General features: G+C 53.5%; 11 protein-coding genes and 1 riboswitch. Of the genes, 3 read left to right on the top strand and 8 right to left on the bottom strand.

Features of this window, described 5'->3' with window-relative positions; all coding sequences use genetic code 11:
- Complete coding sequence (locus tag KI809_RS16495) at positions 1–2,151, top strand: hybrid sensor histidine kinase/response regulator (RefSeq protein WP_214172684.1); 2,151 nt, start codon at positions 1–3, stop codon at positions 2,149–2,151.
- A 216-nt stretch (positions 2,152–2,367) separates the two neighbouring features.
- On the opposite strand, the gene KI809_RS16490 is transcribed toward KI809_RS16495, so the two are convergent.
- The 6 genes from KI809_RS16490 to nifV form a co-directional block, all read right to left on the bottom strand.
- Positions 2,368–3,099: a DUF4197 domain-containing protein gene (locus KI809_RS16490; protein WP_214172683.1), complete on the bottom strand. Its 732-nt coding sequence runs from the start codon at positions 3,097–3,099 to the stop codon at positions 2,368–2,370.
- A gap of 74 nt (positions 3,100–3,173) precedes the next feature.
- A riboswitch (cyclic di-GMP riboswitch) is annotated at positions 3,174–3,263 on the bottom strand.
- A gap of 66 nt (positions 3,264–3,329) precedes the next feature.
- Positions 3,330–4,793, bottom strand: coding sequence for a nitrogenase molybdenum-iron protein subunit beta (nifK, locus tag KI809_RS16485; protein ID WP_214172682.1), 1,464 nt, complete (start codon positions 4,791–4,793; stop codon positions 3,330–3,332).
- 185 nt (positions 4,794–4,978) lie between these two features.
- Positions 4,979–6,424 carry a nitrogenase molybdenum-iron protein alpha chain gene (gene nifD, locus KI809_RS16480; protein ID WP_214172681.1) on the bottom strand — a complete coding sequence of 482 codons (1,446 nt, stop codon included), beginning with the start codon at positions 6,422–6,424 and terminating at the stop codon, positions 4,979–4,981.
- Between the two features lie 68 nt (positions 6,425–6,492).
- Positions 6,493–7,362, bottom strand: coding sequence for a nitrogenase iron protein (nifH, locus tag KI809_RS16475; RefSeq protein WP_214172680.1), 870 nt, complete (start codon positions 7,360–7,362; stop codon positions 6,493–6,495).
- Positions 7,363–7,657: 295 nt separating this feature from the next.
- Positions 7,658–8,221, bottom strand: a complete 564-nt coding sequence (locus tag KI809_RS16470) for an ANTAR domain-containing response regulator (protein WP_214172679.1) — start codon at positions 8,219–8,221, stop codon at positions 7,658–7,660.
- Between the two features lie 68 nt (positions 8,222–8,289).
- On the bottom strand, positions 8,290–9,435 hold the full coding sequence (gene nifV / locus KI809_RS16465) for a homocitrate synthase (RefSeq protein WP_214172678.1): 1,146 nt from the start codon (positions 9,433–9,435) through the stop codon (positions 8,290–8,292).
- Positions 9,436–9,775: 340 nt separating this feature from the next.
- On the opposite strand from nifV, the gene KI809_RS16460 reads away from it, so the two are divergent.
- Positions 9,776–11,809, top strand: coding sequence for a bacteriohemerythrin (locus KI809_RS16460; protein WP_214172677.1), 2,034 nt, complete (start codon positions 9,776–9,778; stop codon positions 11,807–11,809).
- 49 nt (positions 11,810–11,858) lie between these two features.
- On the opposite strand, the gene tkt is transcribed toward KI809_RS16460, so the two are convergent.
- Positions 11,859–13,955: a transketolase gene (gene tkt / locus KI809_RS16455; protein ID WP_214172676.1), complete on the bottom strand. Its 2,097-nt coding sequence runs from the start codon at positions 13,953–13,955 to the stop codon at positions 11,859–11,861.
- A 320-nt stretch (positions 13,956–14,275) separates the two neighbouring features.
- Between tkt and KI809_RS16450 the strand changes: the two genes are divergently transcribed.
- Positions 14,276–14,998, top strand: a complete 723-nt coding sequence (locus KI809_RS16450) for a class I SAM-dependent methyltransferase (protein ID WP_214172675.1) — start codon at positions 14,276–14,278, stop codon at positions 14,996–14,998.
- Positions 14,999–15,044: 46 nt separating this feature from the next.
- On the opposite strand, the gene KI809_RS16445 is transcribed toward KI809_RS16450, so the two are convergent.
- A complete protein-coding gene (locus KI809_RS16445; protein WP_214172737.1) occupies positions 15,045–16,997 on the bottom strand; it encodes a transglycosylase domain-containing protein in 1,953 nt (650 codons plus the stop codon).
- Positions 16,998–17,108: the final 111 nt, after the last annotated feature.

Raw genomic sequence — 17,108 nt, 5'->3', positions numbered from 1 at the left:
GTGAACGTACTGATCGTCGAAGACAATGTAAATGCCCGCAAACTTTTGAGGATCACCTTTGAGCATTATAACTGCACTGTCTTTGAGGCTCAGGACGGAGAGGAAGGGCTTGACCTCGCATCCCGCCACCATCCGGACATCATCATCTCCGATGCCCTTATGCCGCGCATGGACGGCTTTCAGCTACTGAGAGCACTGAAGGCCGATCCTGAGCTCAAGCCAATCCCGTTTATTTTCTATTCATCAACCTATACCGGAGAAATGGAGGCCGAACTGGCCCTTTCACTAGGCGCTGAGGCCTTTGTTTCCAAACCGACCGAACCGGAAGCTCTCTGGCAAAAAACCTGCGCCATCATAAAGGAATGGGAAAAACGCCAACATGTGCCAACGCCCTCTGCTATCAATGAGAATGACGAACAGTATCTTCGCGAATACAGCCGCATTGTTGCCACCAAGCTGGAAGAAAAGGTGCTGGAACTCGAAGATGCTCTGCTGCAGCGCAGACAGGCCGAAGACGAGCTGCGCAGCCTTAATGAAGAGCTAACCAGGGAGATCGCCGAACGCAAGCTGGTTGAAAACACGCTTAAAGAGCAGGAAGAAGAACTGGCGACAATCTTCGAAAATGCTCCTTTTGTCATGCTGCTGCTTGACGAGGATCGTAAGGTCCGCAGGGTCAATGCCCAGGCCTGCCTGCTGACCGGCTTGGCAGTCAGTGAAATGATTGACCACCGCAGCGGCGAAGCGTTGCGCTGCATTCACGCCCTTGAAACCTCTGATGGCTGCGGTTTCAGCCTTAATTGCCGGAAATGCGTCATCCGGACAACGGTGCTGGACACCTTTGACACCGGGCAGAGCCATCATCAGGTCGAAACGTCCCTGCCTCTCGTAATTGACAACAAGGAACAATCCAAGACATTTCTTTTTTCCACAATCCGGGTATCAGTTGCCCAGCAGGCAATGGTCCTGCTCAGTCTCCAGGATGTCAGCGAATACAAGAAGCTTGAATTGCAACTACTGCACGCGCAGAAAATGGAATCGATCGGCACCCTGGCCGGTGGCATAGCTCATGATTTCAATAATATCCTGACCGCGATCATCGGCTATGGGGATATGACCCTGATGAACATGAACCCGGAGGACCCCCAGCATAGAAACCTCGTCTTCATGCTGGAAGCGGCACGTCGGGCTGCAGCACTGGCGAAGGATCTGCTCCTGTTCAGCAGGAAGCAGATCAGCGTCAAAAAAGTTGTCGACCTCAACGAAATTGTCCGTTCTGTGGAAAAGTTTCTGCAAAGAATTATCGGCGAAGATATCGATTGCATAATGTCGCTGGAAAGCGTCGCACTCCCGGTGTTTGCCGATGCCCACCAGCTTGAACAGGTCTTGATGAACCTTGCCACGAATGCTCGGGATGCCATGCCTGATGGGGGCTCACTATCCATTGCCACTGAACGGATCTCCCTTGACGATGCCTTCATTGCCACCCACGCTTACGGAAGCAGCGGGTCATATGCACTGCTTACGGTAACTGACACCGGAATGGGTATGGACGATGAGACCTGTCGACAAATTTTCGATCCATTCTTTACGACAAAAGAGATCGGCAAAGGGACCGGACTGGGGATGTCGGTGGTCTACGGAATCATCAAGCAACACGAAGGACATATCGCGTTGAACAGCGAGCCTGGGGCAGGCACGACATTCAAAATATACCTGCCGCTCAATGTCACAAAACTAACTGAGCAAGAAGCCGAAGTCAGCCCCGAGAAACCGGTAACCGGCTCCGAAGTGATTCTTTTGGCAGAGGATGACGAAATTGTGCGTACCATGGCGCAATCGTTGCTCAGCGGCTTCGGTTATGAGGTCATTGTCGCAGTCGATGGCGAAGATGCCGTGCAGAAGTTCCGGGAGAACCAAGAACGCATCCAGCTGCTTTTGTTTGATATGATCATGCCCAAGAAAAGCGGCAAGGAAGCCTATGGCGAGATTCGGGAGTTGAAACCACAGATAAAGGTGATATTCACCAGCGGCTATGCAACCGATCCGGCCCATCAGAAAGTCCAGGTAGGGGAAACCGGGATGATGATCCCTAAGCCGTATTTGCCGACCAACCTGCTGACAATGGTGCGTAGCGTTCTGGATAAAGGGTGAAATCATCGTGACCGCAGTGCGTTATAGGTGGTGATCATAGCCGCCGTTGGCAAGAAACTAAAAAGCGACATCCATCTGATTTGGGGTCGCCTTGGCAATATTGAAAAGGTTCTTTCGCGGCGTCTTTCTGACTGCGCGGAAGTTTTATCGCCGCTTGGTCTGGGCCAATTATTATTCTACCAAAGCTTAAGGACAATGAAGAATGGCACCCCCACTTCATTTGCCAAATACCTTGCGCAAAAGATCGGTGGTCCGGGCTGCCGGGTTGGTCCTGATCTTCTTTTCCTCCTCACCCACCTTGATGAAAAGGCCGTCCAGAGCCTTATCGGTCACATAGGTATCGAGGTCCAGAGAGGGGATGCCTGCCAGCGAAGCCAATGGCGAAACATCATACTTTCCGATCATCTCTTTATAGGCACGGGCGGTTCCCAGCTGATCCATGCTCCTGGCCACTGCCGGTTTGAAGGCAGCGAATAGTTGCGGTCGGGTCTTGTTCTCAAAGAACCTGGTTGCAGCCGTATCTCCACCCTGGAGGATCCCCTGGGCATCCTCCAGGGTCATCTGCCTGATGGCATCACCGAAGAAGCTGGCCGCCTTGGGTGCCGCTTTTTCCGCGGCCCGGTTCATGCTCAAGACAACGTCATCGACCTGTTGCTGGTAGCCGATGCGCCCCAGAATATCTGCTGCCTGCTGGATTTTATCGGGAAGGAGGATCTTGATAAGCTGGTTGCCGAAGTAGCCGTCAGGCTTGGCAACCTCGGTAACGGCCCGCTCGGTGCCGGTAGCCAGGGCCTCCTTGAGTCCCTTGACAATGGTGCTGTTGTCGAGAGAATCCTGCTGCGTGGGTGACGGGAGCACTTCGCGAACAAGGTCATCGAAAAATCCTGCCAGGCAGGGAGCGACCATGAACAGGAGCAGTACCGACGCCAGACCGAGAGAGCGTTTCATAGCAAACCTCCACCTTTATTGACATGCCGCAACGAAAAAGGCCGGGCTGCTCGGTGCCTCCATACGGTGAAGGCTCCGGCAACCCGGCCGACTATAAGCTGGAAAGTAGGTTTAGTCCCGTGGTGTTCCGTCCCCCGGTCACCCGGGGTTTGGCGGCATTATTATTAACATATCAATAATACCGGCAAATTACCTGCTGTCAATGATGCGATCGAGAGCTTCTGTTACGGTTAGCGCATCATTTCAAAGAAGCGATCCTCGCAAGTCTCATCCTTGATATCGATGAACTTGTTGCAGATCTCGGTAACCATGTTGATTACCCCCTGATAGCCGATGATCGGGTAGCGGTGCTTGTTGACCCGGTCAAAGATCGGGAAGCCGAAGCGGAACAGCGGGATGCCAGCGTCGCGGCAGGCAAACTTGCCGTGGGTATCGCCGATCATGGCATCTACCGGATCGGTCATGATCAGGCTGCGCATGTGCCACAGGTCTTTGCCCATGTAGATCTTGCAACCCTTGCCGTACATGGAGGAATCGAGCAGCGCCTGGATCTCCTTCTCCACTTTCTTGCTCCCCTTGCTGCAGAGGATGTGATACGGGATGGCCCCCATCTCCAGCAGGAAGGAGACGTAACCTAACAGCTGGTCCGGATCGCCGTAAAGAGCAAACTTTTTGCCGTGCATGTACTGGTGAGAATCGGTCATGGCATCAACCGCCCTGCCCCGCTCGTTCTTGATCGACTCGGGCACCGGCTTGCCCGAGAGTTCGGAGATCTTCTTGATGAACTCGTCGGTCTTGGCAATACCCAGCGGCATCGGGATGGCTGCATGCTTGCCAGAGTAGTTGTCCTTCAGCCAGGCAAAGGTCTTGGTGGCCGAATAGGGGCCGACGCTGAGGGTGGCCTTGCCGTTGATGGAGTCGGCGGCATCATCCAGCTTGGTGCCGCCGGGATAGGTATGGTAAGTGCCGTCGCAAGGGACGTCGAAGACATCGGAGATGTCGCCCAGAATGGTAGCTGGCACGCCGAACTCGGCAAAGAGCCGTTTGTATTCACGGAAGTTGCCGGTGTTGGCGTCAAAGCCCGGAATGAGGTTGATCTTGCCAGTGCAGCGCCCTTCCACCTTCTTCCCTTCAGTCAGGGTCTGGAGGATCGATAACAGCATGGCGTCGTAGCCGTGGATGTGGGAGCCGTTGAAGCTCGGGGTATTGGCGAAAGGCACCGGCATCCCTTCAGGAATAATCCCTTTGTTGCGAGCGTTCTTGAGGAAGGCGACCAAGTCGTCGCCGATGATCTCCGGCATACAGGAGGTAAAGATGGAGACCATTTTCGGCTTGTAGATGGCAATGGCGTTTTCCAACCCTTCGTGGAGGTTGTTCTGGCCGCCGAACACAGCGCCGTCCTCGGTCATGGAGTCGGACACCGCCGGCGCCGGCTCGCGGAAGTGACGGTTAAGGGTCGAGCGGTAGTAAGAGGCACACCCCTGGGAACCATGGACAAAAGGAAGCGAACCTTCAAAGGCATGTGCCACCAGTTCTGCCCCCAGAGGCTGGCAGGTATGCGGAGGGGCGATCACCAGCGCCTCGCGCTTGAAATTGAGTTCCTTGTATTCTTCGGTATTGATCCAGGCGGCCACCCGCTCTTTTTCACTTTCCGGGGTTTCGGTTACGTATTTGACAGCAGCTTCGGCGCTCATAATAGACTCCTTTTAGTTGCGGACCAATCCGTCCAACAACAAATTGTTTTCAGTCTCTACCTACCGGTGTCGGATTTCGAGGTCAGATAGGTAGCTCCCGAGACGAGCCGCGGAGGGGTAGCAGCGCTACCCCGCACAAGGACGAGTCGAAGGGTACTGCCGATCTGGCCCGAAGGCCGGCACCGTTAAAAAGGCGATTCAACCAGCTTCCATGTTGGAGAATTGACCGCCATGTCGATATCCCTCGCAAACACTGAGAACCCCTGGTAGCCGTGGTATGGTCCGGAATAATCCCAGCTGTGCATCTGCCGGAACGGGATCCCCATCTTCTGGAACACGTATTTTTCCTTGATGCCCGAGCCGATCAGGTCCGGCTTCAGGGCATGGGCGAACTTCTCGAACTCGTACTCGGACGGGTCATCATAGACCACCGTTGCATCGGGCATCTCCGGGGCGGTCCGATCATAGTCGTCGGTGTGGGCAAACTCGTAACCGGAACCGACGCACTCCATGCCAAGGTCCTCATAGGCGCCAATGGTGTGGCGGGGCCGGAGGCCACCGACCAACAGCATGACTTTCTTCCCTTCCAGGCGCGGCCGGTATTCATCGACGATCGCCTGCATGATCGGGTCATACTTGGCAATGACCTGCTCCACCTTGTCCTGGATGGTCTGGTCGAAGCGCTCGCCGATAGAGCGCAGGCTCTCCCGGATCTTGGTCGGACCAAAGAAGTTGAACTCCAGCCAAGGGATGCCGAACTTCTCTTCCATCACCTTGCACATATAGTTCATGGAACGGTAGCAGTGGATCAGGTTCAGCTTTACGGTGTGGGTCGCGGCAATCTTTTCCAGTTCGCCGTCACCGGTCCAGACCGACTTGACATTGAGGCCGATCTCCTCCAGCAGCGCCTTGGCTGACCAGACATCACCGCCGATGTTGTAGTCGCCGATCAGGGAGATATCGTAAGGGGTTTCCGGCTCGCTGAACTCGCGGGTGCCGATGATATGGTCGCGGATGGTGTCGTTGGAGATGTGGTGCCCCAGAGACTGTGATACGCCGCGGAAACCCTCGCAGTTACAAGGGATGATCGGCAGGTCCAGCTCCTTGGCTGACTGCTTGGCGGCGGAGTTGATGTCGTCGCCGATGAGACCCACCGGACATTCCGACAGTACCGAGATCCCCTTGGCCAGCGGAAACAGCTCTTTGGCCTCGGTCAGCAACTGCTTCAGCTTCTTGTCGCCACCATAGACAATGTCTTTCTCCTGAAAATCCGAGGTAAACTGCATGGCGAACTGGTCAACACCCAGTTTGCCGGTCATCAGGTTGCGCCGGGTTCCCCAGGAATACCAACCACAGCCTACCGGGCCGTGGGAAACATGGACCATATCGCGGATCGGTCCCCAGACAACCCCTTTTGCCCCGGCATAGGCACAACCGCGGGCTGACATGACACCGGGAACGGTCTTCTTGTTCGACTTGACGCAGGCCGAGCCAGAGGCCTGGTCATTGGCGCCAAGGTGGGGTGCCCTCTTCTTCTTGGCCTTTTCGGGATATACTTCCAGAGTCTTGGCAATCAACTCTTCGGTCGATTCCTTGGTGATACCGGGTATGGTTTTTATGGGATGTGACATAATTAGCTCCTGTATTTGAATGGTTCACGCAGGGGCTATGCACGAATTGCCCCTGCCAAATCACCAATTTAGTTAGCCGCTGCTTCGGCAACACCGACCACAGTCTCATCCTCGGCCTCCATGATGCCGAACTCCATGAGCAGGTCTTCCAGTTCTTCCATCTCCAGCGGCGTCGGCACCACCAGCATCTTGTTATCTAGGATCTTCTGGGCCAGGGTGCGGTATTCATTGGCCTGTGGATGTTCAGGAGAATATTCGATGACGGTCATGCGGCGCAGTTCAGCCCTCTGGACCTGATTGTCGCGCGGTACGAAATGGATCATCTGGGTGCCGAGTTTCTTTGCCAGAGCATCGATCAGTTCATACTCCTTGTCAGTCTTGCGAGCATTGCAGATCAGGCCGGCCAAACGGACTTTCCCGGAAGAGGCATACTTGAGAATCCCTTTGGCAATGTTGTTGGCGGCATACATCGCCATCATCTCGCCGGAACAGACAATATAGATCTCTTCAGCCTTGCCTTCGCGGATCGGCATGGCAAACCCGCCGCAGACAACGTCACCAAGAACATCGTAGAAAACAAAGTCAAGATCCGGGGTATAGGCGCCGTTCTCTTCAAGGAAGTTGATGGCAGTAATAACACCCCGGCCGGCACAGCCGACACCCGGCTCCGGTCCACCTGATTCAACGCACTTGACATCGCCGTAGCCGACCTTGAGGATATCGTCCAGCTCCAGGTCCTCAACCGTTCCGAGTTCCCGTACCTTGTCCATAACTGTTGCCTGGGCTTTGGCATGAAGGATGAGGCGGGTCGAATCCGCCTTGGGGTCGCAACCGACAATCATTACCTTTTTGCCCAGAGATGCCAGGCCAGCCACCGTGTTCTGGGTTGTGGTTGACTTGCCGATGCCGCCTTTACCGTAGATCGCTATCTGTCTCATTGTGTGCTCCTTTCGCGGCCACCAATCTGTGGACCGCCTGTTGAATTTTCGGGGCAATAAAAAAGGCGCCCCATGTCTGCCATGTAGGGCGCCTTTGCCAAGTCTGTTACCAATTAGATACTTCGGCGTATCTGTTGATGTTCCAGGTCTATTCGATTTTCAAAAAAACGTGCTGTCTTTGTCTTTCATTAAGCACTGACTGTGCCAATTCGTAACCTACTGTTATCTCGTCATTTACCAGCATTTCCCTGCAAATGATAGCTTTCGCTGAGTGCAGATGCCCATTTTTTCAGCATCACTCGGTCAGCAGAATTGCCTCAGCAATCTGCTTGAGCGTCTTCCGCTTGTCCATGGCCAGCTTCTGCATCTTGCGAAAAGCCTCCGGCTCAGACAAGGAGTGGTTCTTCATCAATAAACCCTTGGCCTTTTCAATTACTTTCCGGCTTTCTATGGTTTCTTTGAGGTCATTCACCTGTTCTTTGAGGTTTTCCACCTCGTCATTATGGGCAAAGGCAAGCTCAATGGCCGGCCATAGCTCATCCGCCCGTACCGGTTTGGTCAGAAACGCGGCAATGCCGACCTTGACTGCACGCTGCACAACCTCAGGGTCATGACAGGCAGTAAGAAAAATAACCGGAACCTTCAGTTTCTTCCTAATCTCTGTGGCAGCGGTAATGCCGTCCTTCTTCGGCATGGAAACATCCATGATGATAATATCCGGTATCTTGTCCAGCGCCGTTGTCACGGCAGCATTACCGTCCATTGATTCATAGATGTCGTCAAAACCGAGATCCTTGAGCATTGCCTTCAATCCCTGCCTGATGACCGGTTCGTCATCGCATATCAAAACAGATTTCATAGTATTGCCACCTCGCAGCTCTTGAGTCGTTTAAGCAGATAAAGCACAATCCATACCCTTTCTTGATTTCAGGCGGCAAGTGAGCTGCAAAGCCCCTCGTGAAGGTGCAGCAGCTCACTGTCCCTGAGTGATCGCTTGACCTTGCCGGCAAAGGCACGTGCCCGGTCAAGCAGCATTGATGCCTGCTCCTGAGACAGTTCAATACCCAAACCATGGTAACGCTCAATCACCCCCCTGCTTCCGGAGTGCTTGCCGATTACCAGCAGCCTGGTCAAACCGACTTCGTGCGGATCAAATCCTTCATAATTTTTCGGGTTCTTGATGACACCGTCGGCATGAATGCCTGATTCGTGGGCAAAAACGCGCTCACCGACAACAGATTTCCATGCCGGGACCGGCCGATGTGAGGCCCGGCCGACATAGCGGGAAATTTCGGCAAACCTGTGGGTATCAATACCGGTATCTACCCCGCATGACACCTTCAATGCCATTACCACTTCTTCTAGTGCCGCATTCCCGGCCCGCTCACCAAGACCGTTGACCGTGGTATTGACAAAGCTCGCCCCGGCTTTTAGCCCGGCAATGGCGTTAGCCGTGGCCATCCCCAGGTCGTCATGGGTATGAACTTCTATATCCAGACTCGGTACCGCAGAACGAAGCGCCTTGACCTTTTCATACATAGTGAACGGATCAAGTATCCCCAGGGTATCGCAAAAACGGAACCTGTCAGCGCCCATGCTCTGGGCAATCCCCATCAGTTCGGCCAGGAAATTCAGATCAGCCCTGCTGGAGTCTTCGCCGCCGATAGAAACATAGAGGTTGCGCTCTTTTGCATAGCCAAGCGCCTGCCTTAGCTGCTCCTTCACCCATCCCCTACTCTTCCCGAGTTTGTTTCGGATCATCAGGTCAGAAACCGAGAGAGAGAGATCCACAGCATTAATCCCGCATTCGAGCGAGGCATCGATATCGCTTATCAGCGCGCGGTTCCAGGTGATGAGCCTTGCGTTAAGCCCGAGATCAACCAGAGCGCGAATCGATTTCCGCTCATCCTCACCCATGGCCGGAATACCGCATTCAATCTCATGGACACCTATTGAGTCAAGCATCCGGGCAATCTCTTTCTTTTCTTTGACGGTGAACGATACCCCGGCAGTCTGCTCACCGTCCCGCAAGGTGGTATCATCGATAAACAGTCTGGTCTCATTGCTTTCCATATTCACCCCCATCGGTTTATCTGCGTGGTTAACCTCAAAAAAAAACGCCCTCTAAAAGTCAGAGGGCGCCATTGCCGTCAAAATCATTGTTTTGCTATCACAACAAGAAAGCACACGATGTGCCAACACATATTCAACTGAATTAATTACAATTTTCAATACTGATGTGCCAAGGCCACCACCATTTTGCCTAGATTTTATGCAATATTTTGCAGCACGAGCAAACAATAAGGAAAAATCTTAGTAAGGCAAAAGCATGACCATTATATTAAATAAGTCTAAATTTAGATCAAAACATGACGATAAGTTATAGAAATTCACTAAATTTAGGGGGATGCAAATGCTCGACAGAATAGGAATTAGCACTAAAATTACCGGTACTTTAGCGGTAATTACCCTGATTATGTTCCTAATCGGAGCGGTTTCAATTTTAAAACTGTCTGATCTGGCAAAGCTTACCGGCGAGTTGGGTCAGACAAATATGCCGGCAGTTACTCTTCTGGCAAAAATGCGCAACAATGTGGACACCTACCGTCGTTCGGAACTCCAGTTTTACCTGAAAAATACAGAAGATGACTTTAAACGTTACCTTGATCGAATGGGCAAGATGCAGGAAGAGCTGAAATCTTCTCTGGATTCATATGGCAAACTGCAGCTTAGTAGTGAAGAGCAGGGGAAAATTAAAGAGCTGGACACTGCCTGGAATAGTTATCTTGGATCGGCCAAAAAATCGGTTGACCTGATCAAGTCTGGCAAATTGGATGAAGCCCAAAATGAGACCCGCGGCGATGCTAAAAAGTTCTACGACAAAACCAACAATATCCTTGGCGAATTACAGGGATTGAGCCAGAAAAATGCTGATGGGTCTGTAAAAAAAGCCGCCAAAACCGCCACCTGGACCCGAAATTTCATCATTGGACTAATAATTTTTGGCCTATTTATCGCTATTATGCTCGGTATAGTTACGGTTAAAGCTATTCGCGCTCCACTGCGCAGACTTGCCGCTGATGCCGAACAGATCGCCACCGGTGACTTGAGCGTAGATATAGGCATCAACACGGAGGATGAAATAGGCCAGGTGGCCCGGTCTTTTGAAAAAATGGTCAACAGCTTGCGGGAGCTGATTGGCAGGCTTGCCGATACGTCCTCGGAAGTATCGAAATCATCAGGTGAAATGAAAGAGAACTCTGAGTCAATGGCAGCCGGTGCCGAGGAAGTGGCGGCCCAGGCTACTACTGTTGCCACAGCCAGCGAGGAGATGTCGGCAACTTCAGGCGATATCGCCCACAACTGCCTGCTGGCCGCAGAAAGCGCCAAACGGGCCAATGATGCCGTTGATCACGGCGCAACGGTCGTGGACAACTCGATTGTTGTCATGAGACGGATTGCGGACCGGGTGAAATCTTCAGCATCCACGGTTATTGAGCTTGGCCAAAAAAGCGACCAGATCGGTGCCATTGTCGGCACCATTCAGGACATTGCCGACCAGACCAATCTTTTGGCACTGAACGCGGCAATTGAGGCGGCCAGAGCTGGCGAACAGGGACGCGGCTTTGCCGTAGTTGCCGATGAAGTACGGGCGCTGGCCGAGCGTACCACCAAGGCAACCAAAGAGATCGGCGAAATGATCAAGGTCATCCAGAACAATACCCAGATGGCGGTTTCTGCCATGGATGAGGGGGTGGCTGAGGTCCAGAACGGAACAGATGAGGCAGAACGTTCCGGAGAGGCGCTGAGAAAGATCCAGGACGAGATCAACACCGTAAACCTGCAGGTTCAACAGATCGCCACCGCTGCCGAAGAACAGACAGCCACTACCAGCGAGATCAGCACCAACATCCACCAGATCAACAACGTGGTTAACCTGACGGTAGACAAGGCTCGCAACACCTATAATGCGTCGCAACTCCTTTCCAGTCTTGCCGGAGAACTGCAGAAGGTCGTTTCCGAGTTCAAGCTCTCCGAATCCGGCAAGTTGATCAACTGGAGCAACAGCTACAGCGTCAAGGTGTCAAAGATGGACAGTGAGCACCAGCGCTTGATCGACATGATCAATAACTTGTACATAGCCATGCGTGAAGGCAGGGGTAAAGACGCAATCGGCTCCATTCTCGATGAGTTGATCGAGTACACCAAGACCCATTTTGCCCATGAAGAAAAGCTGATGAAGGAATCAGGTTATCCGGGATATGAGGACCAGAAGCGGGCGCATGAAAGCCTGATTAATAAGGTCGTCGAGATCCATGCCAGGTTCAAGGCAGGAAATGCCCTCAGCCAGGAGATCATGACTTTTCTGAAGGATTGGCTGATCAACCATATCCAGGGGATGGACAAGAGATATGGCCCGCACATGAACCAAAAAGGGATAAAGTAAGAATGAACTTTTATAGGCATCCCCTTCCATAACCTGAAGGGGATGCCTATTAGTTGCTGCCCGCCTTAGTCCTACTCAACAATGCCAAAGCCCTGGCACAAACATTTTCAGCAGTAAAGCCATATTCAGCATAAACAACAGGACCGGGCGCCGAGGCGCCGAATCCTGATACTCCGATTACTTCGCCGCCATCACCGACATAACGATGCCACCCTTGCGCTATCCCGCATTCCACTGCAAGCCTCGCTTTGACAGCCGGAGGAAGGACTTTATCCCGATAATCCTGCGGCTGCTCCTCAAAAAGTTCCCAACTCGGCATGGAAACGACCCGCACAGCAACGCCTGCCCGTAAAAGTCGCTCTCTGGCGGCAATAATCAGCCCGACCTCGGAACCGCTCGCAATCAGAAGCAGCTCAGGATTTCCGTCTGGCGCATCGGCCAGGATGTAAGCCCCTTTCTCAACGGCGTCAGCCGGTGCGAAACTTTCCCGATCAAGGGTCGGCACTGCCTGGCGAGTCAGGATCAGAGCAATCGGGCCATCGTTCCGCTTCAAGGCAAGCTGCCAGACAGCAGCGGCCTCGTTGGCATCAGCTGGCCGAATAACGGTCAGCCCGGGAATCGCCCGGAGCGATGCCAACTGTTCAACCGGTTGATGGGTAGGCCCATCCTCACCTACTGCGATACTGTCATGAGTGAAGACATAGACCAGGTGCAATCCCATAAGTGCCGCCAGCCTGATGCTCGGTCGCAGATAATCGGCGAAAACCAGGAAGGTTGCCCCGTAAGGTATGCAGCCACCATGAGCAGCCAGGCCATTGATGATTGCCCCCATAGCGTGCTCGCGTACCCCGAAATGGATATTCCTGGCAGCGTACCCCCACTCACCTCCCACAGCCCCTTGTCGATCAACAGGATTATAGGCAGGCGACTGGAAATCACCGCAAGCAGATAACGCGCTCAGTGTCGACGGATTCAGGTCGGCAGAACCGCCGACAAGTTCAGGGAGTGCGGGAGCCAGGGCGTTCATGACAATCCCTGATGCCGACCTGGTAGCCATGCCTTTCGGATCCGCCGGGAATCGCGGTATCCCCTGATCCCACCCGTGAGGGAGTTTGCCGGATACGATTCTCTTTAATTCTGCAGCGGCCTCAGGATAATCGTGTTGATAACGACGAAACAGGTCATCCCACTCGACGTTAGCAGCAGCGCCCTTTTCCCGTGCTTTCCGGAAATGGTTCTCAGCAGTTTCAGGAATATGAAACAACGGCTCTAAAGGCCAGCCGAGATGGTGCTTAGTTAAGGCCAGCTCCTCAGGCCCCAGAGGCGAGCCGTGTGCCTCGAAGCGGTCCTGTTTGTGGGGAGAGCCGAACCCGATATGGGTTCTGACCATAATCAACGATGGCGCAGCTGTTTCGCCCTTGGCCTCTTGTATGGCGCGGCGCAGTTCATCCAGATCGTTGCCGTTAACAACTGTCTGAACGTGCCAACCATAGGCAGCAAACCTTTCTCCCAACTGCTCGCTGCATGAAAGGGCAGTCGCACCGGCTAACGAGATGCGGTTATCATCGTAGAAACAGACCAGCTTACCCAACCTCAGGTGGCCGGCAAGTGAAGCAGCTTCCGCCGAAATCCCCTCCATCAGGTCGCCGTCTCCAGTCAGACAATAGGTGAAATGATCAATAATCCTCAGGTCAGGCCGGTTGAAGCTGGCGGCAAGATGTGCCTCGGCTATCGCCATGCCTACGGCATTGCCGAAACCTTGTCCCAAAGGACCGGTGGTGGTCTCAACTCCAGGAGTCACCCCTCGCTCCGGATGGCCGGGAGCCCTGCTCCCCCGCTGGCGAAACCGCTTAATGTCATCAAGCGAAAGATCGTAACCGGTCAGATGCAACAACGCATAAAGCAGCATCGAGCCGTGTCCGGCAGAGAGTACGAACCGGTCGCGATCAATCCAGTCGGGGTTTGCAGGATTATGTTTATGAAATCCCATCCAGAGGGCGTAAGCAAGTGAGGCAGCCCCCATCGGCATTCCGGGGTGACCACTGTTCGCCGCTTGTACGGCATCGAGCGCTAAAAAACGGATGGTATTAATGCAGAGTTCGTCCAGTGCCGCGTCGCTTGATGTGAGCGTTAGTTCCTCGTCCATGGCCCTCTCACGTAATATGTCTTGAGTAGTCTTGTCAGGTTAATTCTACCACAGACTATGCAACCGGCATCTGCAACATTAGTGCGCATAGGAACATAGTCAAGTTAGAACTGCCCACTTTCTACAAGCCCGTATCACGGCCTAATCCATTTGACTTCTCTGCAACGGTCTGTCATTTTCATTAAATAAAAAAGGATCTATGTCAGAGTCGACAAAAGAATTGATGATGCTGTTATATGGGGATGAATAGCCACGTGTTGAAGGTAGCGCAGATAATTGACCGCACGGTGCGATGCTTTGTCCGGAGGCTCCAATCATGTGTGCCAGAGCAGTTTTCTACTGAGAACTCCCGGGTTCAGAGAGAAAATCCAACTGTCAGGTTCCCGCCGCGCGATCTCTCTCAGGCCGCTCTGAACCATTGCAACTACCGGCAATACTTGGATTCAGGCCGCGCCCATGCAAACTTTATTTTGCAGACAATCAGAAGCCACAGCTCCGCTCAGAATCTTGTTGTCTGTGAATGGGGGTGTGGTCCGGGAAGGATCATCCAGCATCTTACCGCAAAGGACACCGGCATTGCCCGCCTGATCGGCACCGACTGCCATGAAGCCACTATTGACTGGTGTCGGGAGAACCTGCCGACCACTGAATTCCAGCACCATAGCCTGAACCCACCGCTTGACCTTGCAGACAAAAGCATTGATGTCATCTATTGCTGCGCAGTCTTTTCGCATCTGGGGGAACCGCTCCACCATGCCTGGATTTCGGAAATCCTCCGCTTGCTCCGTCCGGGCGGACTACTGATTGCCTCTTTCAACGCCGGCGGCATGGAGGATCGGATGACTGCCAATGAGCTGCTTGCCTATGGCAACGGCAACCTGGTACAACGTGCCGCAGCGCAAGAAGGGGTGACCGGTTTCGTCTCTTTTGCCAGCGACCGTTTTGTTCGTAATTGCCTTCTTGTCGGCTTCGACAATATCACCCGACTTGACAGCGCACCGTTCCTGCAGACCGTCTGGTCGGCAACCGCACCAACGCACTGAGCCACATCACTCAGCATTTGTCCCCATATTTTTTCAACTGCGACACTTATTCCTTCACATCATTGCCACCGGGTTCCACCGCTTGAGCATCCTCTGCGGATGAAGCTTCAGTCAGCGGATCAAGTAGATCTCCGCCATGTTCAGGACAATATTCAGTCGGTGCGGTGCCGTCAATATAGAACTCCTCCACCCGTTCCGGACAGTCCATCGTTGCCAGATAGCCGGTTGCAGGGTCAATAGTAGCAGCTACCACCTTTTCCGGCTTGGGGAAATCAATGGCAGGCTTTCCGGCCAGCGCCTGGCGCATAAACCGCTCCCAGACCGGCGCGGCTATGGCACCGCCGGTGAACCCTTTGCCGCCGGGCCTTGGTCTGTCATATCCCACCCAGATACCGGTAACCATCTGTGGGGTATACCCGACAAACCAGGCATCACGGTAATCATCGGTAGTGCCGGTTTTGCCAGCTGCCGGACGCTCCTTACTGAACCGCTTTAAAGACTTGGCTGTGCCATAGGCCATGACATCCTCAAGCATGCTGGTTGTAACAAAAGCGACTTCCGGGGAGATAACTGAGACCGTTGCCGGCGGGGTTTCTGACCAGGCATGACGGTTTCGATCATAAATCCTGACAATGGTGCGCGGTTCGGTACGCAACCCGCCGTTGGCCAACGGCGCATAGGACTGCACCAGCTCGTTGAGGGTTACCTCCTCGGTGCCGAGAGCCAAAGATAGATCGTTCTGGGCCCGAAGCGGCAAGCCCATCTTTCGGGCATAATCAACAAAATATGGGACCCCGATCGATTCCAGCAGTTTAATAGTGATGACATTATTCGAATATGCCAACGCCTCGCGGAGCGTCAACTCGCCAAACAGTTCCTTGCCATAGTTCTGAGGTTTCCAGGTGTCGCCATTGCCACGGTTGTAGGATACCGGGGCATCATCCCAGTTGCTGCTGGCAGTGACCCCTTTTTCCAAGGCTGCAGCGTAGATGAGCGGTTTAATGGAGGAACCGGGTTGGCGTCTGGCTGTAAATGCCCGGTTATAGGGACTCTTGGCAGCATCAACGCCGCCAACTGCTGCCAGGACATCACCATTGACCGGATCAAGGGATATCAGCGCCCCCTGTAGCTGAGGAGATATCTTTCTCACTCCTTCCGCCAGGGTCTTTTCCGCCAGTTTCTGAAGGTTCAGGTCCATGGCGCTAATGACATCCAGCCCACCCTGCTCGATGATCTGCGGGCCATAACGTTCCACCAACTTCCCTTTGATATGGGCCATGTAATACGGAGCCTGACCAGCAGGGATTATCTTCGGCGGGTTCGCTCGCAGCTGCTGTCTCTGGCCGGATGAGATCATTTTCAGATCCTCCATCCGCCTGAGTACCACGTCCCGACGTCCGGTCACTTTGGCCGATTGCCCGAGAGGGTTGTAGCGCGCCGGATTCTTCGGTACTCCGGCCAGCAGCGAGCATTCGGCCTCGGTCAGTTCCTCGGGGTTTTTGTCAAAATAGAGTCGAGCCGCCTGGGCAATGCCCCAGGCGCCGTTGCCGTAATAAATCTCATTGAGATACATCTCCAGGATCTGTTTCTTGGTGTATTTCTTTTCAAAGTCCATTGCCATGCGCGCCTCATCGAGCTTGCGCTCGATGGTTTTCACGCCTGTCAGATAACGGTTCTTGATCAGTTGCTGAGTGATGGTGGAACCACCTTCGGCCAGCCTCCCCTTGACCACGTCTTTTACCAGGGCGCGGGCAATCCCGCGGACATCAATGCCGCCATGTTCGTAAAAACGGGCATCTTCGACAGCAACCACGGCATTCTGCAGAAAAAGTGGAATCCGGTCTATCGGGGTCCAGTACCTCTTCTCAGGAACTATCCTACCGACAAAGCGGCTCTGGTTATCGAAGACCTTGATGGAAGAATAACCAAACGGCAGTGGCGGGAAAGAGGCAAATGACTCCTGGGCCGATGCCGAAGATACAAAACCCAGGCACATCATGAGCAGGAAAGCAATCAATTTAGCTAAATCAGTAGGCACGGCAGTAGCATCCTTTCAGGGGTTGCTGCATCGAAACCTAGTCTGGCGCAGGAACTTTCCAAAGTCAATCAT

This window comes from Geoanaerobacter pelophilus (assembly GCF_018476885.1).
Lineage (GTDB): Bacteria > Desulfobacterota > Desulfuromonadia > Geobacterales > DSM-12255 > Geoanaerobacter > Geoanaerobacter pelophilus.
The sequence above is the reverse complement of the archived record's forward strand: the minus strand, read 5'-3'. Positions and strand labels throughout refer to the sequence as shown.

Coding starts and splice junctions, on each gene's coding strand:
- tkt (WP_214172676.1), bottom strand. CDS start 13,955: ATGGACGAGGAACTAACGCTCACATCAAGCGACGCGGCACTGGACGAA.
- nifD (WP_214172681.1), bottom strand. CDS start 6,424: ATGTCACATCCCATAAAAACCATACCCGGTATCACCAAGGAATCGACC.
- KI809_RS16490 (WP_214172683.1), bottom strand. CDS start 3,099: ATGAAACGCTCTCTCGGTCTGGCGTCGGTACTGCTCCTGTTCATGGTC.
- nifH (WP_214172680.1), bottom strand. CDS start 7,362: ATGAGACAGATAGCGATCTACGGTAAAGGCGGCATCGGCAAGTCAACC.
- nifV (WP_214172678.1), bottom strand. CDS start 9,435: ATGGAAAGCAATGAGACCAGACTGTTTATCGATGATACCACCTTGCGG.
- KI809_RS16445 (WP_214172737.1), bottom strand. CDS start 16,997: ATGATGTGCCTGGGTTTTGTATCTTCGGCATCGGCCCAGGAGTCATTT.
- nifK (WP_214172682.1), bottom strand. CDS start 4,793: ATGAGCGCCGAAGCTGCTGTCAAATACGTAACCGAAACCCCGGAAAGT.
- KI809_RS16470 (WP_214172679.1), bottom strand. CDS start 8,221: ATGAAATCTGTTTTGATATGCGATGACGAACCGGTCATCAGGCAGGGA.
- KI809_RS16460 (WP_214172677.1), top strand. CDS start 9,776: ATGCTCGACAGAATAGGAATTAGCACTAAAATTACCGGTACTTTAGCG.